Origin of the sequence: Streptomyces finlayi, assembly GCF_014216315.1 — a bacterium.
GTDB classification, from domain to species: domain Bacteria; phylum Actinomycetota; class Actinomycetes; order Streptomycetales; family Streptomycetaceae; genus Streptomyces; species Streptomyces finlayi_A.
Genome location: NZ_CP045702.1, coordinates 5,144,772 through 5,168,262, shown reverse-complemented (window position 1 = coordinate 5,168,262; position 23,491 = coordinate 5,144,772). Strand labels below are relative to the sequence as shown.

The 23,491-nt window shown below is 69.2% G+C and carries 24 protein-coding genes, 1 tRNA gene and 2 pseudogenes; 11 read left to right on the top strand and 16 right to left on the bottom strand.

What is annotated here, in order from left to right; translation table 11 throughout:
• Nucleotides 1-25: 25 nt before the first annotated feature.
• Both F0344_RS23760 and F0344_RS23755 read right to left on the bottom strand, forming a co-directional pair.
• Nucleotides 26-739 carry a tyrosine-type recombinase/integrase gene (locus F0344_RS23760; RefSeq protein WP_258050073.1) on the bottom strand — a complete coding sequence of 238 codons (714 nt, stop codon included), beginning with the start codon at nucleotides 737-739 and terminating at the stop codon, nucleotides 26-28.
• 193 nt (nucleotides 740-932) lie between these two features.
• Nucleotides 933-2,195, bottom strand: a complete 1,263-nt coding sequence (locus tag F0344_RS23755; RefSeq protein ID WP_185300724.1) for a hypothetical protein — start codon at nucleotides 2,193-2,195, stop codon at nucleotides 933-935.
• Between the two features lie 290 nt (nucleotides 2,196-2,485).
• Between F0344_RS23755 and F0344_RS23750 the strand changes: the two genes are divergently transcribed.
• Entirely contained in the window at nucleotides 2,486-3,826 is a 1,341-nt protein-coding gene (locus F0344_RS23750; RefSeq protein WP_258050003.1) for an IS110 family transposase, read from the top strand.
• 95 nt (nucleotides 3,827-3,921) lie between these two features.
• Here the strand turns inward: F0344_RS23750 and F0344_RS23745 are convergent, their stop codons facing one another.
• Nucleotides 3,922-4,137: a hypothetical protein gene (locus tag F0344_RS23745; protein ID WP_185303042.1), complete on the bottom strand. Its 216-nt coding sequence runs from the start codon at nucleotides 4,135-4,137 to the stop codon at nucleotides 3,922-3,924.
• Nucleotides 4,138-4,354: 217 nt separating this feature from the next.
• Here F0344_RS23745 and F0344_RS23740 point away from each other — a divergent pair.
• From F0344_RS23740 to F0344_RS23730, 3 genes are all read left to right on the top strand, one after another.
• Nucleotides 4,355-4,427, top strand: a tRNA-Arg gene (locus F0344_RS23740).
• 294 nt (nucleotides 4,428-4,721) lie between these two features.
• A complete protein-coding gene (gene pstS / locus F0344_RS23735; RefSeq protein ID WP_185300723.1) occupies nucleotides 4,722-5,837 on the top strand; it encodes a phosphate ABC transporter substrate-binding protein PstS in 1,116 nt (371 codons plus the stop codon).
• A gap of 83 nt (nucleotides 5,838-5,920) precedes the next feature.
• A complete protein-coding gene (locus tag F0344_RS23730) occupies nucleotides 5,921-6,616 on the top strand; it encodes an ester cyclase (RefSeq protein WP_185300722.1) in 696 nt (231 codons plus the stop codon).
• A 6-nt stretch (nucleotides 6,617-6,622) separates the two neighbouring features.
• Here the strand turns inward: F0344_RS23730 and F0344_RS23725 are convergent, their stop codons facing one another.
• Genes F0344_RS23725 through F0344_RS23715 form a run of 3 tightly spaced genes read right to left on the bottom strand, consistent with a single transcriptional unit; the run spans nucleotide 6,623 to nucleotide 9,140 of the window.
• A complete protein-coding gene (locus F0344_RS23725; RefSeq protein ID WP_185300721.1) occupies nucleotides 6,623-7,753 on the bottom strand; it encodes an ArsO family NAD(P)H-dependent flavin-containing monooxygenase in 1,131 nt (376 codons plus the stop codon).
• Entirely contained in the window at nucleotides 7,750-8,835 is a 1,086-nt protein-coding gene (arsB, locus tag F0344_RS23720) for an ACR3 family arsenite efflux transporter (protein ID WP_185300720.1), read from the bottom strand. The genes F0344_RS23725 and arsB overlap by 4 nt, the downstream gene beginning before the upstream one ends.
• Nucleotides 8,832-9,140, bottom strand: a complete 309-nt coding sequence (locus F0344_RS23715; protein WP_185300719.1) for an ArsR/SmtB family transcription factor — start codon at nucleotides 9,138-9,140, stop codon at nucleotides 8,832-8,834. The genes arsB and F0344_RS23715 overlap by 4 nt, the downstream gene beginning before the upstream one ends.
• Nucleotides 9,141-9,302: 162 nt before the next feature.
• Here F0344_RS23715 and F0344_RS23710 point away from each other — a divergent pair, with 162 nt between their 5' ends.
• Nucleotides 9,303-9,716: an arsenate reductase ArsC gene (locus tag F0344_RS23710; RefSeq protein WP_185300718.1), complete on the top strand. Its 414-nt coding sequence runs from the start codon at nucleotides 9,303-9,305 to the stop codon at nucleotides 9,714-9,716.
• A 97-nt stretch (nucleotides 9,717-9,813) separates the two neighbouring features.
• Here F0344_RS23710 and F0344_RS23705 read toward each other — a convergent pair whose 3' ends face one another.
• The 5 genes from F0344_RS23705 to F0344_RS23685 all read right to left on the bottom strand — a co-directional run bounded on the left by F0344_RS23705 (nucleotide 9,814) and on the right by F0344_RS23685 (nucleotide 16,042).
• On the bottom strand, nucleotides 9,814-10,308 hold the full coding sequence (locus F0344_RS23705; RefSeq protein ID WP_185300717.1) for an anthrone oxygenase family protein: 495 nt from the start codon (nucleotides 10,306-10,308) through the stop codon (nucleotides 9,814-9,816).
• Nucleotides 10,309-10,412: 104 nt separating this feature from the next.
• A complete protein-coding gene (locus F0344_RS23700) occupies nucleotides 10,413-11,999 on the bottom strand; it encodes a vWA domain-containing protein (protein ID WP_185302854.1) in 1,587 nt (528 codons plus the stop codon).
• A gap of 144 nt (nucleotides 12,000-12,143) precedes the next feature.
• On the bottom strand, nucleotides 12,144-13,022 hold the full coding sequence (locus F0344_RS23695; protein WP_185300716.1) for an ABC transporter permease: 879 nt from the start codon (nucleotides 13,020-13,022) through the stop codon (nucleotides 12,144-12,146).
• A complete protein-coding gene (locus tag F0344_RS23690) occupies nucleotides 13,019-15,715 on the bottom strand; it encodes an alpha/beta fold hydrolase (RefSeq protein ID WP_185300715.1) in 2,697 nt (898 codons plus the stop codon). The genes F0344_RS23695 and F0344_RS23690 overlap by 4 nt, the downstream gene beginning before the upstream one ends.
• A gap of 9 nt (nucleotides 15,716-15,724) precedes the next feature.
• On the bottom strand, nucleotides 15,725-16,042 hold the full coding sequence (locus F0344_RS23685) for a hypothetical protein (RefSeq protein WP_185300714.1): 318 nt from the start codon (nucleotides 16,040-16,042) through the stop codon (nucleotides 15,725-15,727).
• Between the two features lie 62 nt (nucleotides 16,043-16,104).
• On the opposite strand from F0344_RS23685, the pseudogene F0344_RS36875 reads away from it, so the two are divergent.
• From F0344_RS36875 to hemC, 4 genes and pseudogenes are all read left to right on the top strand, one after another.
• A pseudogene (locus F0344_RS36875) lies at nucleotides 16,105-16,623 on the top strand (hypothetical protein); the annotation flags it as partial.
• Between the two features lie 28 nt (nucleotides 16,624-16,651).
• Entirely contained in the window at nucleotides 16,652-17,050 is a 399-nt protein-coding gene (locus F0344_RS23675; RefSeq protein ID WP_185300713.1) for a hypothetical protein, read from the top strand.
• Nucleotides 17,043-17,618 carry an O-methyltransferase gene (locus F0344_RS23670; protein WP_185300712.1) on the top strand — a complete coding sequence of 192 codons (576 nt, stop codon included), beginning with the start codon at nucleotides 17,043-17,045 and terminating at the stop codon, nucleotides 17,616-17,618. The genes F0344_RS23675 and F0344_RS23670 overlap by 8 nt, the downstream gene beginning before the upstream one ends.
• A gap of 18 nt (nucleotides 17,619-17,636) precedes the next feature.
• Nucleotides 17,637-18,569, top strand: a complete 933-nt coding sequence (hemC, locus tag F0344_RS23665) for a hydroxymethylbilane synthase (protein WP_185300711.1) — start codon at nucleotides 17,637-17,639, stop codon at nucleotides 18,567-18,569.
• A 331-nt stretch (nucleotides 18,570-18,900) separates the two neighbouring features.
• On the opposite strand, the gene F0344_RS23660 is transcribed toward hemC, so the two are convergent.
• Complete coding sequence (locus F0344_RS23660; RefSeq protein WP_185300710.1) at nucleotides 18,901-19,116, bottom strand: DUF397 domain-containing protein; 216 nt, start codon at nucleotides 19,114-19,116, stop codon at nucleotides 18,901-18,903.
• Nucleotides 19,103-19,348, bottom strand: coding sequence for a Scr1 family TA system antitoxin-like transcriptional regulator (locus F0344_RS35185; protein WP_219732190.1), 246 nt, complete (start codon nucleotides 19,346-19,348; stop codon nucleotides 19,103-19,105). The genes F0344_RS23660 and F0344_RS35185 overlap by 14 nt, the downstream gene beginning before the upstream one ends.
• A gap of 67 nt (nucleotides 19,349-19,415) precedes the next feature.
• Between F0344_RS35185 and F0344_RS36050 the strand changes: the two are divergent.
• Nucleotides 19,416-19,544, top strand: a pseudogene (locus tag F0344_RS36050) (IS630 family transposase); the annotation flags it as partial.
• Between the two features lie 267 nt (nucleotides 19,545-19,811).
• Nucleotides 19,812-20,456 carry a dihydrofolate reductase family protein gene (locus F0344_RS23650; RefSeq protein WP_185300708.1) on the top strand — a complete coding sequence of 215 codons (645 nt, stop codon included), beginning with the start codon at nucleotides 19,812-19,814 and terminating at the stop codon, nucleotides 20,454-20,456.
• A gap of 52 nt (nucleotides 20,457-20,508) precedes the next feature.
• Here the strand turns inward: F0344_RS23650 and F0344_RS23645 are convergent, their stop codons facing one another.
• The 3 genes from F0344_RS23645 to mmsA form a co-directional block, all read right to left on the bottom strand.
• A complete protein-coding gene (locus F0344_RS23645) occupies nucleotides 20,509-20,943 on the bottom strand; it encodes a DUF6892 domain-containing protein (RefSeq protein ID WP_185300707.1) in 435 nt (144 codons plus the stop codon).
• A 49-nt stretch (nucleotides 20,944-20,992) separates the two neighbouring features.
• Nucleotides 20,993-21,616 carry a DUF4291 domain-containing protein gene (locus F0344_RS23640; RefSeq protein WP_185300706.1) on the bottom strand — a complete coding sequence of 208 codons (624 nt, stop codon included), beginning with the start codon at nucleotides 21,614-21,616 and terminating at the stop codon, nucleotides 20,993-20,995.
• Nucleotides 21,617-21,982: 366 nt separating this feature from the next.
• Nucleotides 21,983-23,485 (bottom strand): CoA-acylating methylmalonate-semialdehyde dehydrogenase, encoded by a 1,503-nt coding sequence (gene mmsA, locus F0344_RS23635; RefSeq protein ID WP_185300705.1) that lies wholly within the window; start codon nucleotides 23,483-23,485, stop codon nucleotides 21,983-21,985.
• Nucleotides 23,486-23,491 lie beyond the last annotated feature (6 nt).

Genomic DNA, 23,491 nt, shown 5'->3' with positions numbered 1-23,491 from the left:
TGGAGCGGCAGCTGCGACAGCGCCGTCACTTCGTCTCACCCCAGACCGTGCGCAGGGCGGCATCGAAGACCGGGTCATGGACATCGACGTGGCCGTAGACCTCATCCACCATCGTGGCCGAGGCCCAACCGCCGGCGTCCCGGGCAATCAACGTGTTGCCCTCGGCGGCGTCAAGAACCGCGGACGTGAACGAGTGCCGGAAGGCATGGGGTTTCACGACCCCGAGTCCGGCTCGATTCCCGGCCCGGCCGAGCATCCGCCTGGCTCCGACCGGCGCCCACGGCTGTCCGGTATCGGCGCCGTGCAGCTGGACCAGGAGCATGCCGTGCCCGGCGCCGCGCGGGTACTCGGTGGTGACGTACTCGAAGTAGGTGTGCACCATCGCGGGGCTGACCCGTTTGATCAGCCCGCCGGTCACGGTGCCGTGCTCGACCCGCCAGGGGTGCTTGGTCTTGGCCTCAGCCCGGTTCGGATTGCCGGGCCGGTGGCAGACGTGCAGGTGAGGGGTGTGGCACTCGCCGCAAGCCGCATTTTCCCGCAAGTGCAGGTCGACCAGGTGAAGTCCGCAGAGCTCTCCGATGCGAAGCCCGCCGTCGGCGAGCCAGGTGACCACCAGCCGGTCCCGGGCGGCGTTCACCGTCTCCAGCAGCCTCTCCCGGGCGCCCTCCGGGAGCATCTTCGGATGCCGGCGGTGCGGCCCCTTCGGCGCCAGCGGGTTGGTGGGCCGCGACGACTTCACGTGCCCGAGGAACGACCGGCGCCGGTCCACCCGCGACGGCAGCCGCGACTTGTCGAGCTTCTTGCCGAGTTCGCCGTTGATCCCGAGGGAGGACTGATGAATCCCCGCGAGTTCACGATTTCTGAAGGTATCGAAATCTGAACTGTAGGTGTTGCTGGGGGATTTGGAGGCTCTCTGGCCGTGGGTTCGCAGGTTACCCGGTCGTCGTTTCGGTGCCTGCCGGGCTGGCCGCACGGGTGTAGCGCAGGCTGGCCTGGGCGCTGAGGTTGAACATCGTGGAGATGCGGAGGGGATCGGGTCCGGCGGCGATCGCTTCTTCGAGGACCCGGTCCTGGCGGAGGCTGTCAACCGTGGCGGGCAGCCCCTTGAACAGGCGCTTGAGCCAGAAGTCGCTGACTGGACTCTTTTTCTTGGCTGTCTGCTGGGTAAGGAGGAGATGAGGGTTTGCCGAGTCCGGCCAGCGGGCGTCACGGTAGCGCCGGTACTTGCGGATGGCTTCGGCGGTGAAGTCGTCGAGGGGCCGGCTGACCTCGCCCCGCCGGAGGCGCCCGGTGCTCAGCTCGATGTCGGAGTCTTGGAGCATTCTGATCTCGTGCGGGAAGAGGGCGTGGATGCCGGCAAGGGCGACGACGACCCGGAGGGCCGGGCTCTCAGCCGCGGCTCTGGCCACTTGTTTGAGTTGGTCTCCCGCGACCGGCGTGGGCGGGTTGACGAGGGTGTTACCGGGCCTGATGCGTCGGGCTGGGTCGGCGAAGATCAGCCGCTGTGACTTGAGCGTCTTGAACATGTCCCGGAGCGCGACGATTTCGCGCTGGACGTTGTTCCGTTTGGCCAGCCAGTCAGTGATGTCCTCGGGGGTGACCTGTCTCAGTGTCGAGTATCGGGGGGCACAATACTCGGCAGTGAACGGGACGATCAGCCGCAGGTGGATGTCGACTGTGTGAGGCGACCTGGGGCGACGGCGAGGGGCTCCGTTGCGGAGGACGTCGAAGTAGGCGGTCACCTCGACGCGTATCTGCTCGGGAAGCCTTGCGAGGTGAGCTCTGACCAGTTGTTCTAGGGGGTCGGGTGCGTCGTCGAGCAGGATGTCGAGATCGTCGAGCATGTCGATGAGATGGACTGCGGGAGCATCGATGTCCCGGGAGAGTGCGTGCACCGTGGTGGCTTTGATCCTTTCGAAAGGCTGGTGCAGGGCCGAGAGGATCATTAATCCGCACTTCACGCGCTTGATGGTGCAGCGGTTCCAGCCCCGTACCACCGCGACGTCCCTGGCCCGATCGACGAGGAAGTCCGCATATCCGGGATCTGCCGGGGTGAATCCTGTCCAGGAGCGCCCCTTCGAGCCGTCCGGGTTCCGATAGCGCCGGAAGTCCCGGACCGGCTCGAAGAGCGTGAGCTGGATGCTCTCGGGCGGCTTCAGCAGCAGGGGGTGTCTGTGCGTCGTCTCGCTCGGCAAGTCAGGCACCTCCGCTGTTCTTGCGGTGAGGTGGTGGCGCCGATTCCATTTGATCAGGTCAGTCTCTCTGTTCCCTTCGGGTGCGCCTTGCTGGCGTGAAAACATGGCTGCGGCGCCTGCCCGCCGATGCCGGTAGCTCGTTGGGACGTTGAGCCCGTAGGTCAGTCTGGTGCCGGGGCCGCAGAGGGGCCACGCACTGTTGCCATCGAGCACGCCGGTCAGATTCTCGCTCCCCCCGCGGCCCCTTGGGCAGGCGTCATCCCGTACGGATCAAGGCTTGGGAGTGGCGCATGAGGGACACCGACGACAGTGGTGGCATGGAGGAGATCGAGCAGGCCGAGGAGCTCGTGGCCCGTGTCGCGGCGATCGATATCGCCAAGGCGTCGGGCATGGTGTGTGTGCGGATGCCGCACGAGGACAAGCCCGGCAAGCGCGTGCAGCGGGTCTTCAACACCGTCGCGACCAGCGGCGCGATCCTGGACCTGGCCGACCACCTGATCTGCCAGGGCGTCACCCGGGTGGTGATGGAGGCCACCTCGACGTACTGGAAGCCGTACTTCTTTCTGCTGGAATCGCGTGGTCTGGAGTGCTGGCTGGTCAACGCCCGTGACGTCAAGAACGTCCCCGGCCGGCCCAAGACCGACCGCCTGGACGCGGTCTGGCTGGCCAAACTCACCGAACGCGGCATGCTCCGGCCCTCGTTCGTGCCCCCGAAACCAGTCCGTGAACTGCGCGACCTGACCCGGGCCCGGGCGGTCATGACCCATGAGCGCACCCGCCACAAGCAGCGCACCGAGAAACTCCTCGAGGACGCCCAGATCAAGCTGTCCACCGTGATCTCCGACATCTTCGGCGTCTCCGGACGCGCGATGCTGGAAGCCCTGATCGCGGGCGAACGCAGTCCGAAGGCGTTGGCGGACCTCGCCCACGGCACGATCAAGGCCAGCCACGCCACCCTGGCCGAGGCCCTGACCGGCCGATTCGAAGAGCATCACGGGTTCATGTGCCGGATGCTGCTGGACACCGTCGACTACCTCACCGTGCAGATCGACAAGCTCACCGCCCGTATCACCGTGCGCCTGGCCGAGCTGTCCACCGCCGAGGACGGCGAAGGCCCCGGACAGGGCACCCTCATGCCGATCACCGACACCGAGCGCCTCGACGAGATCCCCGGCGTCGGCCCCCATACCGCGCAGGTCATCCTCGCCGAGATCGGCCCGGACATGTCGGTCTTCCCCACCGCCGGACACCTGGTGTCCTGGGCGAAACTCTCCCCGCGCACCCTCCAGTCCGGTGGCAAGAACACCTCCGGGCCCACCGGCAAGGGCAACCCCTGGCTCCGCGGCGCCCTCGGCGAAGCAGCGATCTCCGCCGCACGGACCGACACCTTCCTCGGCGCCCGCTACCGCAGGATCGTCAAACGCCGAGGCCACATGAAAGCCCTCGTCGCCGTCGCCCGCTCCATCCTGGTGTCCGTCTGGCACCTCATGAACGACCCGACCGCCCGCTACCGAGACCTCGGAGCCGACTTCCACACCCGCAATCTCGACCCGAACCGCAAGAGCCGAGACCTCGTCCGCCAACTCAAGGCCCTCGGCCACGACGTCACCCTCACCCCGGCAACCGCCTGACACACGAACCCACCCGCACCGCACCGAAACAGCCCCCCGACCGTCACCGCCGAGGGGCTACCCCGCCATACCCACCTGACCGTTGAGTTTTCCGGTCAGGCGCACGCTGCGGCGAGACCACGCTTCGGTACGCTTGAGGAACCCTCGGGAGGAGAGTCAACGCAGTCGATCACGTACTCGCTCGCCAGGAACCGCACCCCCAGCATCGTCTCCATGTGCGCCTCGATGAGGCTCTGCACGTCCGCCTCGACGTCAGCAAGACGCGACGTGACCTCAGTCAGGCCGCCTTTCGTCGTGTTGAACAGCTTCACCCGACACCTCCCCCTCCTCGGTTCGGAGATCATCAACGCCGAACCGGGTCAGGATTGTTTCCGCGAGAGGCTTCGGGCGTGTGAAGGTGGTGTGAGAAGCTACCTGCGGGCCGCCGTGAGGCACCCGTGTCCCACGGCTCCCAGGGATCACCAGATCCCACATACGTCCCATAGGATCGCGGGACGAGCGCCTGGAAGACTGCGTTTTCGCAGGTCAGCCCCCGTAGCTCAGTGGATAGAGCACGTGCCTTCTAAGCGCTTGGCCGCAGGTTCGAGTCCTGCCGGGGGCACACAGTCCGCACCACATCAGGCCCTCCCTCGGGAGGGCCTTCTTCTGCAGGTGACCGCACGGTAGCGAGGGGCGCGTAACGAACGCGTAAGCGCCCGCCAGGTCGCGCGCCCGATCCAGCGGGCGTCGGCTCCTGCCGCCACCGCACCGCACTTCCTCAAATGTCGGCAGGGTGACGCCTGTTGTTCCCCCCGGTGCCACCTGTGGCCTTCCCCCGTCGGCGAGCATCTGTGCAGCGGGCCGCCGATGTGCGTAGCGCGGCCTTTTGTTCGTGGGTGCCACGAGGGGGAACGGCGTGCAGCTTCGACGTACGGAACGGGCGGGCCGCGGGCGAGGGGTGGCCGTCTGTGTGGCGGGCGTTCTGCTTCTTGCGGGCTGCGGCAGCGACAGGAGCGACAGCTCGGCGCCGCAGGAGGCCGTACCGGACATCGCGTGTGCCGACGGCGGCCAGGTGCGGGGGTCGGGGTCCACCGCCCAGCAGAACGCGATGAGCCGGTGGATGCAGCAGTACCAACTCGCCTGCCCCGAGGTGGAGCTCGTCTACGACCCGGTCGGGTCCGGGGCCGGCGTCGCGCAGTTCCAGCGCGGGGCGAGCGCGTTCGGCGGTACGGACGAGGCGCTGAGTGCGCAAGACGTGGAGGGCACCAAGGAGGTCTGCTCCGGCGGGCGGGCCATCGATCTGCCCATGGTGGGTGGCCCCATCGCCCTCGGGTACAACGTGCCCGGTGTGACCGGCCTGGTCCTGGACGCGCCGACGCTGGCCCGGATCTTCGATTCCCGGATCACCCAGTGGAACGATCCGTCGATCCAGCGCCTCAATCCCGGTACGAAGCTGCCGGACCTGCCCGTGATCCCGTTTCACCGCACGGACGACTCGGGCACCACGCAGAACCTGAACGCGTATCTCAAGGGCGCCGCGCCCAAGAGGTGGCCGTATCCGACGGGCAAGAAGTGGCAGGCCCGGGGTGGCGAGTCGGCCAGCGGATCGGATGCGGTGTCATCGGCGGTGCTCCGGACCGATGGCGCGATCGGCTATTTCGAGCTGTCCTTCGCCGTCAGGCGGAAGATCGACACGGTGCGTATCGCCACGGGAGCCGCGGAGCCGGTCGCGCCGAGTACGACCAGCGCTTCGGTGGGCATCGCGGAGGCGCGGATCGCCGGTACGGGGAAAGACCTGTCGATGCGGTTCAACTACAGGACGTCCGCCGAAGGCGCGTACCCGATCGTCCTGGTGACGTACGAGGTCGTCTGTGACACGGGCAATCCGGCCGACAGCCTCCCGGCGCTCAAGTCCTTCCTCACCTACACCGCCGGCGAGGAGGGCCAGAAGCAGCTGCACTCGATCCACTACGCGCCGCTGCCCGCGTCCGTGGCGGTCCAGGTGCGTGAGGTCGTCAGCTCCCTCTCCTGACCCCCGCGCGCACCCGTTCCGGGGATATCCTGGAGGGGTTCGAAGCACTCCCACCGACAACTCTCCTGTCCATTGGAGGGGTCATGACGTTCATGCAGGTCATCGACTGCAAAACAAGCAGAGCTGATGAGTTGAACAGCCTGATGGACTCCTGGATCGACGCGACACAGGGCAAGCGGACGGCCACGCACTCGATCGTGGGACGGGACCGCGCCGACGCCACACACGTGGTGGAGATCGTGGAGTTCCCCTCGTACGAGGAGGCACAGAAGAACTCGCACCTGCCGGAGACCGACCGGATATTCCAGGAGATGGTGGCCCTGTGCGACGGGGAGCCGTCGTTCACGGACCTCGATGTCGTGCGGGACGAGCAGCTGAACAAGATCCTGGTCCGTAGCTTCGTCGACGACGTGATCAACGCGAGGAACATCGACGCGGTGGACGCGATGTGCACCGCCGGCTACCGGGAGCACGACCCGTCGCTGTCCTCGTACGACCTGGGGCTCGCGCAGGCCAAGATCGAGAACCGGGAGACCATCGAGGCGTTCGAACCGGTGGTCACCATCGCGAGCCTGACCGCCGAGGGTGACGTGGTGTGCGCACGGCTGTCCTTCGAGGGGCGTCACGTGGGCGCTTACCAGGGCATGGAGCCCACCGGCCGGCAGATCTCTGGAACCGGCCACGCGACCTTCCGCTGTGAGGGCGGCAAACTCGCGGAAAGCTGGTGGAACTTGGACGACCTCGGCCTGATGCAGCAGCTCGGAGCGGTCGCCGGCTGATCCGCGTCACCCGTCCGTCGCTCTGACGCCCTCCGCCCGGCCTCGTGGACGCCGCGCGCCCCGGCGCGGGCCCCGGTCCTGCCCGAGCAGGCCGGCGATGGCCGTCGCCGCGTCGCGGGCCGGGCGGCCGACGCCGATGAGGGTGGCGGAGGCGGGGCCGGTCCAGTCGCCGTAGCCGAGCAGGTGGAGGCGGGGTTCGCCCTGCGCCTGGGTGCCCGTGGTGGGGATGTGGCCGCGTGTGCGGCGCAGGCCCAGCGGGGCGAGGTGGGAGAGTGCGGGGCGGAAGCCGGTGCACCAGATGATCGTGTCGGCTTCGGCGGTCGTGCCGTCGGCCCATGCGACGCCGGTACGGGTGAGCCGGCTGAACATCGGCCGCGCCTGGAGGAGTCCGGCGTCGCGGGCCGCTCGCACGGGCGGGACGGCGACGATGTCCCCGAGCGAGCCGACGCCTCCCGGGTCCGTCCGCCCCTCGTCCAGCGCCCGGCGGCGCACGGTGGCCACGTCGAAGAGCGCGCGGCCGTCGATGTCGTCGGGGAGGAAGCGGGGCGGGCGCTGTGTGACCCAGGTCAGGTCGGTGGTGGCCGCCAGGTCGGCGGCGATCTGGGCACCCGAGTTGCCTCCGCCGACGACCACGACGCGTCGGCCGGTGAGGTCTGACGGGCTGCGGTAGTCGACCGTGTGCAGCTGCTGCCCGCGGAATTCCGCCCCGTTCGCCAGGGCCGGCAGGAACGGCCGCCCCCAGGTGCCGGTGGCACTGATCACCGCCCGCGCCCGCCAGGTGCCGGTGGCGGCCTCCACCCGGAGCAGCTCACCGTCGTGACGGACGGCTTCCACGCGTACGGGGCGGATCAGCGGGAGTTCGTACCGCTGCTCGTAGTCGGTGAGGTAGGCGACGACGTGCCGGGCTCCGGGGTAGGTCTCCCCCGGCTGCGGCGGCATCAGCCGGCCGGGCAGGGAGGAGTACGCGGCCGGGGAGAACAGGTGCAGCGAGTCCCAGGCGTGCTGCCACGCACCGCCCGGCCCGGACCCGGCGTCCAGGACGACGAAATCCAGGCCGAGGCGGCGCAGGTGGTAACCGGCGGCGAGGCCTGCCTGGCCGCCGCCGATCACCACCACGTCGAGGGGCGCGTCGTTCACGGGGCCGGGGTCGTGAACTTCTTGCGCCAGGCCAGGGACACGTACACGAGTCCCACCAGGACCGGGACCTCGATCAGCGGGCCGACGACGCCGGAGAGGGCCTGGCCGGACGTCACGCCGAAGGTGGCGATGGCCACCGCGATGGCCAGCTCGAAGTTGTTGCCCGCGGCGGTGAACGCGAGGGTCGCCGTGCGGTCGTAGTTCAGGCCGATGGCCTTGCCGAGCAGGAACGTGCCGAACCACATCACCGCGAAGTAGACGAGCAGCGGCAGCGCGATCCGTACGACGTCCACCGGCTGGGACGTGATCGTCTTCCCCTGGAGTGCGAACAGGATGACGATCGTGAACAGCAGGCCGTAGAGGGCCCAGGGGCCGATCTTCGGGAGGAACGTCGCCTCGTAGGACTCGCGGCCCATCTTCTTCTCGCCGAGGCGGCGGGTCAGGAAGCCGGCCACCAGCGGGACGCCGAGGAAGATGACGACGTTGAGCGCGATCTTCCACATGGAGATGTCGAGCTCCTCGCCCTCGCCGAGACCGAGCCAGCCGGGCAGCAGGTCGAGGTAGAACCAGCCCAGGACGCCGAACGCGATGACCTGGAAGACGGAGTTCAGCGCCACGAGGACGGCGGCGGCCTCACGGTCGCCGCAGGCGAGGTCGTTCCAGATGATGACCATGGCGATGCAGCGGGCCAGACCGACGATGATCAGGCCGGTGCGGTATTCGGGCAGGTCCGGGAGGAAGATCCACGCGAGCGCGAACATGAGCGCCGGGCCCAGGACCCAGTTGATGACCAGCGAGGAGATCATCAGCCTGCGGTCCCCGGTGACCGCGTCGAGTTTGTCGTACCGGACCTTGGCGAGGACCGGATACATCATGATCAGCAGTCCGGCCGCGATGGGCAGGGAGATGCCTCCGATCTCGACCTTCGCGAGGGCGTCGTTCAGCCCTGGGATCAGCCGGCCGAGCCCCAGACCGAGACCCATGGCGAGCAGGATCCATACGGCGAGGAAGCGGTCGAGCGTCGAAAGCTTCGCGACGACCGAGGAATCCTCGGGGGCGGCGGTCGCTCGGGTGGGGGTCACGGACAGGCCCTCTTGTTCTCGGCGGCGGTACGAGCGGAATCGGCCAGGTCGGCGAACTGGCCGGCGAGCAGGGCGATGACGTCCGGGCGGAGCTTGTAGTACGTGAAGCGGCCGCACGGCTCGGTCTCCACCACACCGGCTTCACGCAGCACTCTCAGATGGTTGGAGAGGTTGGTCTGCTTGGCACCGGTCTCCTCGACCAGATGCGTGGTGCAGAGCGTTTCGCGGGCCAGCAGGGTCACGATCTTGAGCCTGAGCGGGTCGGCCAGCACCCGGATCAGTTCAGTGTCGACTGACGTCATCATGGACTGATACTGTCACATCAGTGGCAACTGACGCCACCGGGTGCTGATGCCACTGGGTACCCAGGTCCCCGGGCACCGATGTCAACGGACAGGTGCCCCGTGCCCTGATGTCGCATTGCCCTGATCCGTCGCAGGACAACCGTGAGACGAGAGAGATCCCTGATGTCCGAGAAGCCGTCTGTGCTGTTCGTCTGTGTCCACAACGCCGGCCGCTCCCAGATGGCCGCCGCCTGGCTGTCGCACCTGGCCGGGGACCGTGTCGAGGTCCGCTCCGCCGGTTCCGCGCCGGCCGGCCAGGTCAATCCCGCCGCGGTCGAGGCCATGCGCGAGGTCGGCATCGACATCACCGCCGAGACGCCCAAGATCCTCACCGTCGACGCGGTCAGGGCATCCGACGTGTGCATCACCATGGGCTGCGGCGACACCTGCCCCGTCTTCCCGGGCAAGCGGTACCTGGACTGGACGCTGGAGGACCCGGCGGGTCAGGGTGTCGAGTCCGTACGGCCGATCCGCGACGAGATCAAGAAGCTCGTCGAGGGTCTGATCGAGGAGATCGCCCCCGCCCCGTCCGCGTGAGCGGCTGACCCTGTACGCGTGATCACTCGTCACGACGCCCGACCGGGGCGTACGGGGAAGGCCTTGCGCAGACCCGCAGACCCGCAGACCCGCAGACCTACAGAACGACAGCGGCCAGCAGGACGAAGGAGGCCGTGGAAAGCGCCGTGCGGATGCGGTGCAAGGTGTTCCAGCGGGACTCGAAGGCCGCGCGCGCCACTGTGGCGTCTCCGCCCCCACCCCCGCCCACTCCTCCGCCCGCTTTCGCGCCCTCGGCTCCGGCGAGCGCGTTGTTCAGGGGAATGTTCCCGGTGATCGTGATGAGGTGGCTGATCACCGCGCAGACCAGGGCAGCCAGAACCAGATTCCAGTTCCTGTCACCGCGCCCGCCGAGGTCCGACACGAGTGCGGCGGCCGGCAGGGCGACGACGCCCAGGAAGACGAGCAGGAAGCCGGGGCCGGGGACCTTCTCGTTGAAGCGGCGCATCGCGGCCGTGAACCCGTCGTCCGGCAGGAGCGCGAGTCCGGGCATGATCACGACCAGAAACGTCAGCATGAAGCCGGCGTAGAGCCCGGCAGCGATCACGGCGGACATCAGAAGCGGTGAGAACATGGGCACATCATGGCGCGGAAGCGCGGCCCGCACAGCCCGGACGACCGGACGGACTGTACGGGCCCCGTCGGGCCCCGCCGGGCACGCGGCTGCGTCCGGGTCCGTCAGCCGATCTCGCCCTCGTCCCCGCCGCCTCGCTCGTCACCGCCGCCCTTGAGCCGGTCCGCCTCCTCGATCGCGGTGGCAAGCTTGCGTACCGAGCTGTCCTCGGTGCGGTCCGCCAACGTGTCCGCGCGGTTTGCGAGTTCACCGAGCCCCGGTGCTCCCGGCAGTTCGCTTCCGCGCAGCGCCTCGGCGAAGTACGCGGCCACGGCCGTCACTTGGAGGCGGCTGTTGCCGTCGCCCCAGAGCGCCCCGTCGATCTCACCCGTCTCCACCGATCCGGTCTCCTCGTGCGCCTTGCGGGTCTTCGGGTCCTGCCAGCGCACCGTCGCGGTCGCCACGTGCCCGGACGCGCCGTCCCGGAGGCGTACGGCATAGAGCGCCGTCACCGTGTGACCCGGGCCGACCTCGCCGCCGTCCACGCTGTCGTCACGGAAGTCCTCGTCGGCGACCTTGCGGTTCTCGTAGCCGATGAGCCTGAACTGCTCGACCGTGTCCCGGTCGAAGGCCACCTGGGCCTTCGCGTCGCGGGCCCGCAGTTCCACATGGGCGGGCAGCTGGTCGACGAAGACCTTGCGGGCCTGCGTCTCGTCGGAGATGTAGGTGGTGTGCCCGTCGCCCTTGTTGGTGAGGCGCTCCATCAGCTCGTCCCCGTAGTCGCTGCCGACACCTACTCCGAAGAGGGTGATGCCGTAGTCGCGGCGGGAGGATTCGATGCGCTCGAGAATCGAGTCGGCCTCCGTCTCCCCGGTGTTGGCAAGAGCGTCGGACAGCAGCACGACCCGGTTGGTGGCGCCCTTGCGGTGGCCCCTGGCCGCCTCGTCGTAGCCGCGTCCGATCCCGGCGTCCACGTTCGTGGAGTCCTCCGGTTCCATGTCCTCGACGATGTCCCGGACCTTGGTGCGGTTGCCCTGGAGCCGGGTCATCGGCAGCCGGGTCTCGGCCTCGTCGCTGAAGGTGACCAGGGAGACGGAGTCGTCGTCGCGCAGCTCGTCGGTGAGCATGCCGAGGGACTCCTTCGCCAGGTCCAGGCGGCCCGGTTCGGCCATCGACCCGGAGATGTCGACGACGAAGGTGAGGGCGGCGGGCGGGCGTTCGCTCCGGTCGGTGGCGGCCTTGGTGGCGAGCCCGATCCGTACGAGCGACCAGTCGCTCGCGTCCGCCCCGGCGCGCGCACCGTCGACGGTCACCGAGAAGCCGTTGTCCTTGGGCCGCTGGTAGCCCTGGCGGAAGCTGTTGACGAACTCCTCGGGCCGCACGGACCCTGGTCCGGGCAGCCGTCCGTCGCCCAGGGTGCGCCGCGCGTAGCCGTAACTGGCCGTGTCCACGTCCAGGGCGAACGTCGACAGATAGTCCGGCGACGGCGCCACGTCGTCACGGTCCGCGCCCTCCCGCTGTTCCGGACCGACCTCGTCCGCCGCCCCGTCGGGTGCGGCCGGCGCCGGCGCTCCGCCGCTCGAACCACTCGCATCGGTCTTACGGTCCGCGGACGTCGCCCCGTCCGATCCGGCGCCACAGCCGGTGAGCAGCATCCCACCCGCCAGCAGCAGTGCGAGCGCCCCGCTGTACTTCGCTGTCCGGTCCTTCATCTCTTTCATCGGTCCCCCCACATCGTCGGCATCTGTGAATGTGACGTACGGCGGGCCCCGAAAGAGCAGACGAACGCGTTGCGGATCAATCTCGATGCGGCAACGGCGGGCGGAATCGGCGCGGAGATCCGCGGAAGGTCAACGTCAGGACACGATGTCCTTACGGCTGAAGCCGCGGAAGGCCAGAGCGAACAGGATCAGGGCATAGGTGACGGACACCGCGGCGCCCTTGACCATGCCGCCCCACTCCAGATCGGGTTGGAGCGCGTCCGCCCAGGCGAACTGCCAGTGCGCGGGGAGGAATTCGCGCCACGATCCGAGTGCGGTGACCGCGTCCAGGACATTGCCGACGATGGTGAGGCCCACGGCGCCGCCGACAGCGCCCAGGGGCGCGTCGGTCTTCGTCGACAGCCAGAACGCCAGGGCAGCGGTCACCAGTTGGGAGACGAAGATGAACACCACCACGAGGGCGAGACGCGGAACGGTGTCCCCCGTGGCGAGTGCGCCTCCGGTGGGGAGCTGCAACGGCCCCCAGCCGTAGGCCGCGGCTCCCGCCGCGAGTGCGACCACCGGCAGCAGCACCATCGCGGCCAGGCTGAAACCGAGCGCGACGACGAGTTTGCTCCATAGCAGCCGGGTCCGTGGCACGGGCGCCGCGAGCAGATAGCGCAGCGATGACCAGCTGGCCTCGGAGGCGACGGTGTCCCCGCAGAACAGGGCGACCGGCACCACCAGCAGGAAGCCGGCCGAGACGAAGAGGCACGTCGCGGCGAAGTTCGCGGCGGAGGCCGTCGCGGTGTCCATGAGGGTGATCCGCTCACCGCCGCCGGGTCCGCCGTCGGGGGTGCCGCCGATCGCGAAGGCGGTGATCAGGATGAACGGCAGGGCCGCCAGGATCCCGCCCATGAGCAGGGTGCGGCGCCTGCGCAGCTGCCGCATCGCTTCGACGCGCAGCGGCAGCGTGCGCCTGGCCCGGTAGCCGGGCGCCTCGGGGGCGTGTGTCACATCGGCTGCGGTACTCATGCGGAGCCTCCGGAGATCAGGGTGAGGAACGCGTCCTCCAGGCGGCGGTGCGGACCGACGCCCGTCAACGGCAGGTCAAGGCGCACGAGTTCGGCGATCAGCTCGGAGGAGGTGGCTCCGTCGAGCCGTACGAGCAGGCCGAGCCCGTCGCCCGTACGCACCGCGGAGCCGATCCCCGGGAGTGCGGCGATCTTCTCGACAAGCGGTTCCCCGACGTCCCGCGCGGTGGTGACGAGCAGCATGTCGCCTGAGCCGGTGATCTCGGCGACGGGCCCCGCCTGCACGAGCCGGCCGCGGTCCATGACGACCAGGTGGGTGCAGGACTGCTCCACCTCGGAGAGGAGGTGGCTGGAGACGATGACGGTCCGGCCCCCGGCCGCGTACCGGATCATCACGTCACGCATCTCGCGGATCTGAGGCGGGTCGAGGCCGTTGGTCGGCTCGTCGAGGATGAGGAGGTCCGGCATCCCGAGCATGGCCTGGGCGATGGCGAGCCGCTGTCGCATGCCCTGCGAGTACGTCCGCACCGCGCGGGCGAGGGCGTCACCGAGCCCGGCGATCTCCAGGGCTTCCTTGATGTGCGAGTCCTCGGCGGGCCGTCCGGTGGCCTGCCAGTACAGCTCCAGGTTGGCGCGCCCCGAGAGGTGCGGCAGGAAACCCGCCCCTTCCACGAACGAACCGACCCGCGACAGCACGGGCGCACCGGGCCGGATGGCGTGACCGAAGACGCGGATGTCGCCCTCGTCGGGGGTGATGAGCCCCATCAGCATGCGCAGGCTGGTGGTCTTCCCCGCGCCGTTCGGTCCGAGGAGTCCCAGCACCTGCCCCTTCTCCACGCGGAAGGACAGCTCCCGGACGGCGTACCGGTCCGCGGACTTGGCGTACTTCTTCGACAGTCCGGTGATCTGGAGCGGTACGTCGGCGAGTGCCGGGTCGGGCGCGGGGGTCGCGGTGCGGCGGCGCGCGGAGAGCAGGAGCGCGGCGGCGATCACGACGGCGGCGGCCGGAAGTCCCCAGGTCCACCAGGGCAGAGCGGTCGACGCCGTCTTCACCTGTGGTGCGGTGGGGAGGGTCAGCGGGCCTTCGAGCGAGGCGGTGTACGTGGCGGGCTCGGCCGGTGACGCGTAACCGAGGTCGGTGGCGGACAGGACGAGGCGGAGCCGGTGCCCGGAGTCGATCGCGTGGTCGACGGCAGGAAGCGTCAGCTCGATGGGCCTGCCCTGCTGGGCGGGTGTGATCCGGTGGGCGGTGACGAGCTGGGAGGGCAGCACCTGCTGCTTCCCGTCGGGCGATACGTCGTACACCTTCCCGAACAGCACGACGTCGCTGCTGCCCTTGCCGCTGTCCTCGCTGCTGCCCTTGCCGCTGCCAGCCGTAACGTTTACGCGGACGGTGGGTGCCCCGGTGACGCGTACGGAGTCGGTGACCGGCCGGGAGTCGAACCGGGCGTGCTGCCCGGGAAAGTCCAGCGAGAGCCCGACGCCGACGGACGACAGTTGCGCGAGCCCACCACCGAGCCCCGGCACGGCGGAGATCGCGGGCGGACTGGCCCCGGCGGGATTACGGAAGGTCTGCTTGCCCCCCGCGAGCACGAACTCCTCGCCGCCGCCCTTCGGCCCGCTCAGCCCCGGATAGCGGTCGCTGCTCGCGCCCCGCTGCTGGGCGGCCCCGTCGGTGGAGTCGATCCCTCCGGTACGGGTGACACGGAAGGCAGGCCCTGTATCGGCCCCCTTGTCCTCTTTGAGGTACCGGTCGAACCACGCCCCGACACGACCCTCGACCCGGGCGCCCTCACTGTCGCCTCCGTCGTGCCCGCCCGCGATCCAGTCGACGGAGACGGGTGCGCCGTTGCCGCTGATGGCCTTCGCCATCGCGTCGGCGTGGTCGAGCGGGAAGAGCGAGTCCGACTGGCCCTGCACGATCAGTGCGGGCACCTTGATGCGGTCGGCGACGGCGATCGGGGAGCGCTCGGCCAGCAGCTCACGCGCGGCGGCATCAGGCTTCCCGCTGACGGCGACCCGCTCGTACATCTCGCAGAGCTGCTTCTCCAGCTGCTGACAGCCGCCACCGGTGGTGACGAAGATCCCGGCCCAGAGCTTCTTGAAGACACCGTCCGGGAACAGGGCATCGGCCAGGTTCCAGTAGGTGATCACCGGCGCGACGGCATCGACGCGCTTGTCGTGCCCGGCGGCGAGAAGCGAGACGGCGCCTCCGTAGGAGACCCCGGTGACCCCGACCCGGGGATCACCCGCACCGTCGAGCTCCACCTCGTCCCGCCCGGCCAGCCAGTCGATGAGCCCGGACACGTCCTTGACCTCGGCGTCGGGCGCGTTGAGCGAGATCTCCCCGCCCGACTTCCCGAACCCGCGGGCCGACCAGGTCATGACGGCGTAACCGTCGGCGGCCAGCTTCTGGGCCTGGGCCCGCGCATCGGCCTTGCTGCCACCGAAGCCGTGCCCGATGAGCACGGCGGGCCGCCGCTCGGAGCCCCCGCTCGTGAAGTACGAGGTGTCGATCGGCACCCCGTCCAGCCGCAGTGTCCGGTCCTCGCGCTGCACAGCGGGACCACTGTCGTCGGCGACCGCGGTCCACGTGCCGCCACCCGCGAGCACGACGAGCGCGACGAGGCCGGCAGCCCATCGGCCGCGCTTGCGTGGCGGCCGGGGCCGCCACCGGGAAGTTGGGGAATCCATACCCCGACCCTAATCGGGCGACAGCACTCCGAAAGAGCCCAGCAGGCGGAAGTCCCGCGCCTCCCTCAGAGGTACGGGGCACTGCCGCCGTACTCCGAACGCGGTACATCGGCCTCTGCGCTTCCGGTCCGGTTGAAGATCCTTTCCCGTCAGGCCTGCGGCGCGCTCTCCGGTTTCCGGGCGAGCCCCGCTGCGCAGCGCCTCCGGATAGAGCCGCTCGTACGCGTCGACCACCTCGGTGTCCGAGAGCGCCATCACCCGGGAGATGTGCGTACTCCGGGTGGCGACCGCCACCGCCACGAGAATCAGCAGCCCAAGAGCCACCATCGTGATCTCTTCGCTCCAGGTGTCTGAGAAAACGCCACTGAAGAGGCTCGAGCCGGGCACGCCAGGCTGTACGCGACCTGTACGCCCGGCCCATGCTCGCCCCCGCGGACCTGAGCGCCCCGCTCCTGGTCCTGCCCGCCCGCACGGATCCCGGGTCCGATGGACTGCCCGGCGCCGTGCCGCTGGAGAATGTCCCCCGGACCGTGGAGCGGTGGGCCCGGCTCGGAATCCGGGGCGTGAAGGTGTTCGCCTACGGTCACGACCGTGACGCCGAAGGGTCCGCCGCGCTCGCCCCCGGCAACCGAATGCTCCGCGCCATCGCCGCGGTCAAGGACACCGACCCAGGTATGGCTGTGACGACCGAGGTATGCGGCTGCTCCTGGACCAGTCACGGCCAGTGCATCCTGCGCACCCCTGCCGGGCACATCGACCTCCCCGCCACCTTCCGCCTCATGGGGCAGATGGCGGTGCTCCATGCGGAAGCCGGCGCGGACGCGGCGGTGCTCCATGCGGAAGCCGGCGCGGACGTTGTCTCACCGACCGCGATGCTCGACGGGTCGGTCCGGGCCGTTCGCACCGCACTGGACAGCGCGCCGCTGGGATGTCGGCGTGACACCGAACCTGACCCTTCACACGGTGTTGTACGGGCCGTTCAAAGAGCTGATGAAGACGAACCCGGCAGCTGGGAACCGCCGCGGCCTCCAGCTCGAACCGGGCCGCGCCGACCGGGACACCCTCGTGCAGGCCCACCAGTGGATCGAGGAGGGCGCCGACTCCCTCACGCTCCAGCCGGTGATGGCCGCCGTCGACGTCCTCACCCGGCTCCGCGACAGCCAGAACGTGCCGCTCGTCGCGTACTCCACAGCAGGGGAATGGCCCGCCCTGCGCGCACTGGGCACCGAGGGCATGACGGAGTACACCGCGATGCTCAAGCGGGCGGGCGCGGACAGCATCCTCACGTTCGCCGCCGAGTGGGTAGCCACCCACCTGGAGGACACCCGTGGATGAGAACCCGTACTTCCGCCCGACCGCCCTCGACGACATCCTCATCGACGCCGCCGAACTCGGCTTCGCAATGTCGTGCGAAGACCGGACCGGCTCACTCCTCGCCACCCTCGCCGCGTCCAAGCCCGGCGGGCACATGGTCGAGCGCGGGACCGGCGTCGGCGCAGGTGCGGCGTGGTTGCTCCACGGCATGGGAGCCGACGCCCACCTGACCAGCGTCGAGATGGACAGCGACCGCCAGGCCATCGCCGCTCGACACCTCGGCGCCGACGCCCGCGTCGCATTCGAGACAGCGGACGCCGACGCATGGCTCGACGCCTACAGCGGCCCGCCGCTCGCCCTCGCCTACGTGGACTGCCGACCCGGAAAGTTCCACCGACTCGAGGACCTCCTCGACCTGCTGGCACCCGGCGGCCTCTACATTGTCGACGATCTCCTGCCGCAACCCACGTGGCCCTCCGACCACCAGCCCCGCGTCGACGCTTTTCTCGAACAATTACCTGGTCACACCAACTTGCCTGGAACCGCCACGACATGGGCATCAGGGCTAGTCATCGGATCCCGTATCTGACGGTCTATCGTGGGCGCCATGGCCGCAGATCTCATTCGCATCGTGTCCCGCGACTCGCCCATGGCGCTCGCCCAGGTGGAGCGCGTCCGCGCCGAACTGGCCGCGCTCTGTCCCGACACCCGCACCGAGGTCGTCGCCGTGAAGACGACCGGCGACAAGTGGATGGGCGACCTGGCTCTGGTCGAGGGCAAGGGCGCGTTCACGAAGGAGGTCGACCAGGCGCTGCTCGCCGGGGACGCGGACCTCGCGGTGCATTGCGTGAAGGACATCCCCGCCGACCGGCCGCTGCCCGCCGGTACGACCTTCGCCGCCTTCCTCGAACGCGACGACATCCGCGACGCCCTCATCCACCCGGACGGCCTGCACCTCGACCAGCTCCCGTCCGGAACCCGGATCGGCACCTCGTCCGTACGGCGCATCGCCCAGCTCGCCGCCTCCTACCCGCACCTGGAATGCGTACCGATGCGCGGCAACGCCAACCGCCGCCTGGAAAAGCTCGCCGCCGCTGAGGCCGACGCGCTGCTCCTGGCCGTCTCCGGCCTGGAACGCATCGGCCGCACCGATGTGATCACCGAGATCCTGTCGCCCGAGGTCATGTGCCCGCCGATCGGAGCCGGAGTCCTCGCCCTTCAATGCCGCGAAGACGACACCGAGCTCATCGACCTCGTGAGCGCGCTCGGCGACCCCGACACGCACCGCGAGACGACGGCCGAGCGCATGTTCCTCCACGTCCTGCAAGGGCACTGCAACTCGCCCATCGCCGGGTACGCCCAGACCGAAGGAAATGGCGAACTCTCACTGCGAGCAAAGGTCTTCACCCCCGACGGGAAGAAAGTCCTGAACGCCCACGAATGGGCCGGCCGCCTCGACCCCGCCACCCTCGGCACCTCCGTCGCCGTCGCCCTGCTACGCCAGGGCGCGCGAGAACTGATCGACGGCATCGCGCACTGACAGAGCACGAGCACGACGCCATCCGGGGTGGCCGCAGCGGTCGAGGAGCGGACCGCTGAACGGCCTTGCTGTCCCGCACAGGTGGAACGTCGTGCACGTCGAGAGGCTCGATCCTGCCCCGATTGACCCATGCCGTCGCACTCATGGCCATACGGGTACGGGCGACAGCCTGCCCTGATGCAGCCCCGGCCGAAGTCGGTCCGGGGCTGCTGGCAACGCCATGGCGGATCGCGGACTGCGGGAACCGAAGGCGAACTTCACCCTTCCCGTAGAGGCCGACCATGCTGTCGGCCATAGGCCGCAGCGGGGCCGATCCCGCCGCCTCACATCGTCAGCATCGACCGGCGAAGGGGCCGTCTTCGCTGATCCCACTCACGAACGCGCCCCAGGCGCGGTCGCCGAGCACGATGACGGGCCCAAGGGCGCTCTTACTGTCCCGTACGGGGACGATCCCGCCACCAACGGTGGCGATCTCCACGCACGAAGATTGGGCGTTGCTGTAACTGGACTTGACCCAAGACGCCTCGGTCGGATCAACCCTGTCCATAGCTCCCTGCCACTTCAGAGATCAGGTTCTGCGATGCCTGATCGTCGATTGCTTTGTCCCGGATGTCTTTAAAGGCGGCGTCATAACTCGCCACCTCGGTCGGCTTGTCCAGGTACAGGTCCCCCGTGTAGCCGTCCGCATAGACGGTGGGCGGCTCACTCTCGCTACCGTCCCGGTTGAGTGGGAACCTCAGAATCGTAAGCCACTCCCTCCGCACACCACGAGAGCACATCGGCACCGGTTGTGATCCCCGCTGCGAGAATCCGGCCGAGCCGGGGTTCCTCCATGCCCGCACTTCGCTGCAGCAGATCCTGCGCCGGGGCAGCACCAGTTCGGTGCGTTCCCGGCGGGCGATGATGCTGCTGGCCTCGGCCGGCGGAAACCGGGGGCCGGTGATCGCCCAGCTGGTCCAGGCCGACGAGGACACCGCGTCTGCCCCGGCGGGTGCCCCCTCGCCGCCGCGGCCTGACGCGCTGCCCGCGCGCGGACGAGAGCGCCATTCGGGCGCTCTTGCTGGCTCGACGCCGCACCAGTGGGTACCGGCATGCCGCCGAACGACGCAGGTGAACTGTCGTATCGGGCACACCTTGGAAAAAGACTACGGGCCGCTGTCGATCCGGGCACGTCCCGTTCGACGTCCTGATGTGGGGTACTTCGCCACACGAGGATGCGACAGGACCTGACGAGGAGAACACGTGGAACAGCTACTGAAAGTCATGAACTTCAACGTCTCAAGTGACGGGATCGGTGCCGGTGAGCACCAGAGCCTCAAGAGCCCGTTCGGCGACGCCAATCCCGAGAGGCTGTTCGCCTGGGCCGGTGCCACAGCAAGCTGGCCCATGCGCACCGACCCCGGAGGCAGCCGCGGCCTCGACGACTACTTCACGCGGGACTTCGCACGCAATATCGGCGCCGAGATCATGGGCCGCAACAAGTTCGGCCCCCAGCGCGGGCCCTGGCCCGACCATGACTGGCGCGGCTGGTGGGGTGACGAGCCCCCGTTTCACACCCCGGTGTTTGTCATGACTCACCACGAACGTCCTTCGATCACGCTCTCCGACACCACATTCCACTTTGTCGACGACGGCCCGCTCACAGTCCTCGAACGGGCGCGGGAGGCGGCACAGGGCAAGGACGTCCGACTCGGCGGCGGGGTCACCACCATCCGGCAGTTCCTCGACGCCGACCTCGTCGACACCATGCACGTGGCGGTCGCGCCAGTGAAGCTCGGGTCTGGCCTCCGCCTCTGGGAGTCACCCGATGACCTGCTCGACCGGTTCCATCTCGAGGTCGTGCCCAGCACGAGCGGCGTTGCGCATCACCTGTTCTGGCGGAGGTAAGGCGAGGCGCAAAACCCAACCACCAACCCGGCGAACCTGCGCGGCCACAGCACTAGCGCGACTCGATCCCCCTGGCGGCCAGGATCTCCAAGGAGCCGGGGAGCATGTACTCCAGCTCGCGCGCGCCCGTGAAGAGCTTGAGGTTCGGCAGCAGGTCCAGGTCGTCGAGCGAGTGGACGTCGAAGAGGTCGTCCTCGCCGTCCCAGACCGGGGCGCACTCGTGGAAGACCTGATGCCCGCCGTCGGACGTCAGCTCCTCCACGGTGGCGAGCAGTTCCGCGGGGATCTCCAGCGCCTGGAAGTACGCGCGGGGCTCGTCGAGGACGGTGTACGCCAGGTCCTTGTCCTCGACGTAGGCATCGAGGTCGTCGACGCCGTGTGTCCGCATGTGGTCCCTCAGGCTGAACGCGGGCGTCAGCGTCTCGTCCCAGTACATGAGCTTCTCGACGACGAGGAGCTTGAAGTTGAAGTCACGGAAGACGGTCATGGGACAGGTATAGCAACCGGCACTGACAACGCGGCGCGCGGTCGCCGCCTCAGCTTCCGTGCGCCTCGGGCGCCGAAGGCCGGGGCACTCTTCCGGTGGCGGGCCACGGGGTCTCCCGGGGCAGTAGCGCGGAGGCCGCCTCGGATTCCCCTGCCCGGACCAGGGTGTGGATCTCCTGGGCGAGCGGGGTGACGTCGCGGATGGAGACCGTCCACTCGTCCGCGTACCGCCGGGCCGCCTCACCCGCGAGGCCGAGTTGCAGGGAGCGGTACGGGAGTGGGTTCAGGTGGAGGTCACGCTCGGGGTCCCACTGGACGCGGGTGGGTGCGCGGCGCAGGTTGCGCTGCCAGGTGGCCTGGTCCGGGTGCACGTCCCGTACGTAATGGGAGAGTTCGGCGTTCTCCAGCGCCCAGGTGAAGCCCTCGCGGGTGATCTCGACGGCGAGGACCGTCTCCTGGCCCTCCTTCGTCGCCCAGCCGCAGCGGTACATCATCCACAGGAAGCTCGGCTTGATCCACGTCATGCGGTCGCGCTTCCAGGCGGCGGGGAAGCGGCCTTCGCGGGCGGCCGGGAGGCCGATGGCGGGCGGGTACGCCTGGTAGACGGTGACGGTCGATTCGGTGTGCCGGGCGCGGATCTCGTGGGGCGGCGGGGTCATGGGCTGTGCGGTCATGACGTACAGCCTGCGGGGAAGGGCCGGATCCCTGCCACGGGTTTTCTACGGGCGCTTCGAGGGCACAGGCGTCAGCCTCGGCCGGCGCGTCAGCATCCGGTGGCACAGGTCCGTGGCGAGGGTGCACAGGGCGCCGAGTTCCGGGTGGCCCGTGGTCAGTTCGGCGACTACGCGCAGGCGATGGACGAGGCGGCCCCGGGCGGTCGTGGTGCAGGTAGGCGAGCTCCATCAGGCCGTTGCCCAGCGAGGCCTGTTCGCAGTCGCTGAGGCCCTGCCGGCGGGGAAGGACGGTCGCCGCAACGAAGCCCCCGCCCGCTGTGTGCGGGCGAGGGCTCCGGGATCAGGGGTACGGATCAGAGGTACCGATCAGTGGTTGCGGGGGAAGCCCAGGTCGACGCCGGAGGGGGCGTCCGCCGGGTCGGGCCAGCGGGTCGTGACGACCTTGCCGCGGGTGTAGAAGTGCACACCGTCGTTGCCGTAGATGTGGTGGTCGCCGAAGAGCGAGTCCTTCCAGCCACCGAAGGAGTGGTAGCCGACCGGCACCGGGATCGGCACGTTGACGCCGACCATGCCGCACTCGATCTCCAGCTGGAAGCGCCGGGCGGCGCCGCCGTCGCGGGTGAAGATCGCGGTGCCGTTGCCGAACGGCGAGGCGTTCATCAGCGCCACGCCTTCGTCGTACGTGTCGACGCGCAGGACGCACAGGACCGGGCCGAAGATCTCGTCCTTGTACGCGTCGGAGTCCGTGGACACGTTGTCGAGCAGGGACAGGCCGATCCAGTGGCCGTCCTCGAATCCCTCGACCGTGTGGCCGGTGCCGTCGAGGACGACGTCCGCGCCCTGGGCCGCCGCGCCCGTGACGTAGGAGGCGACCTTGTCGCGGTGGGCCGCGGTGATCAGCGGGCCCATCTCGGAGGCGGGGTCGTTGCCGGGGCCGATCTTGATCTTCTCGGCCCGCTCCTTGATCTTGGCGACGAGCTCGTCCGCGATGGAGCTGACGGCGACAACGGCGGAGATCGCCATGCAGCGCTCACCGGCGGAGCCGTACGCCGCCGAGACCGCGGCGTCGGCCGCCGCGTCCAGGTCAGCGTCGGGCAGGACCAGCATGTGGTTCTTGGCGCCGCCGAGCGCCTGGACGCGCTTGCCGTTGGTGGAGGCGGTGGTGTGGATGTAGCGGGCGATCGGGGTGGAGCCCACGAAGGAGACCGCGGCGACGTCGGGGTGGTTCAGCAGCCCGTCGACGGCGACCTTGTCGCCGTGCAGGACGTTGAGCACGCCGTCCGGCAGACCGGCCTCGGCGGCCAGCTCGGCCAGCAGGTTGGCGGCCGAGGGGTCCTTCTCGCTGGGCTTCAGGATGAAGGTGTTGCCGCAGGCGATGGCGAGCGGGAACATCCACATCGGCACCATGGCCGGGAAGTTGAACGGGGTGATGCCGGCGACGACACCGATCGACTGGCGGATCGAGGAGACATCGACCCGGCTGGAGACCTGGGTGGACAGCTCACCCTTGAGCTGGGTGGTGATTCCGCAGGCCAGCTCCACGATCTCCAGGCCGCGGGCGACCTCACCGAGCGCGTCCGAGTGCACCTTGCCGTGCTCGGCGGTGATCAGCGCGGCGATGTCGTCGCGGTGGGCGTCGAGCAGTGCGCGGTAGCGGAAGAGGACCGCCGTACGCGCGGAGAGGGAGGACGTGCCCCACGTCTGGTACGCGGCCTTCGCGGCGGCGACCGCGGCGTCCACCTCGTCGAGCGAGGCGAGCGCGACCTTCGTGGTGACGGCGCCGGTGGCGGGGTCGGTGACCGGTCCGAAATTACCCGACGTGCCCTCGACGCTCTTGCCGCCGATCCAGTGGTTGACGGTCTTCGTCATGACTAC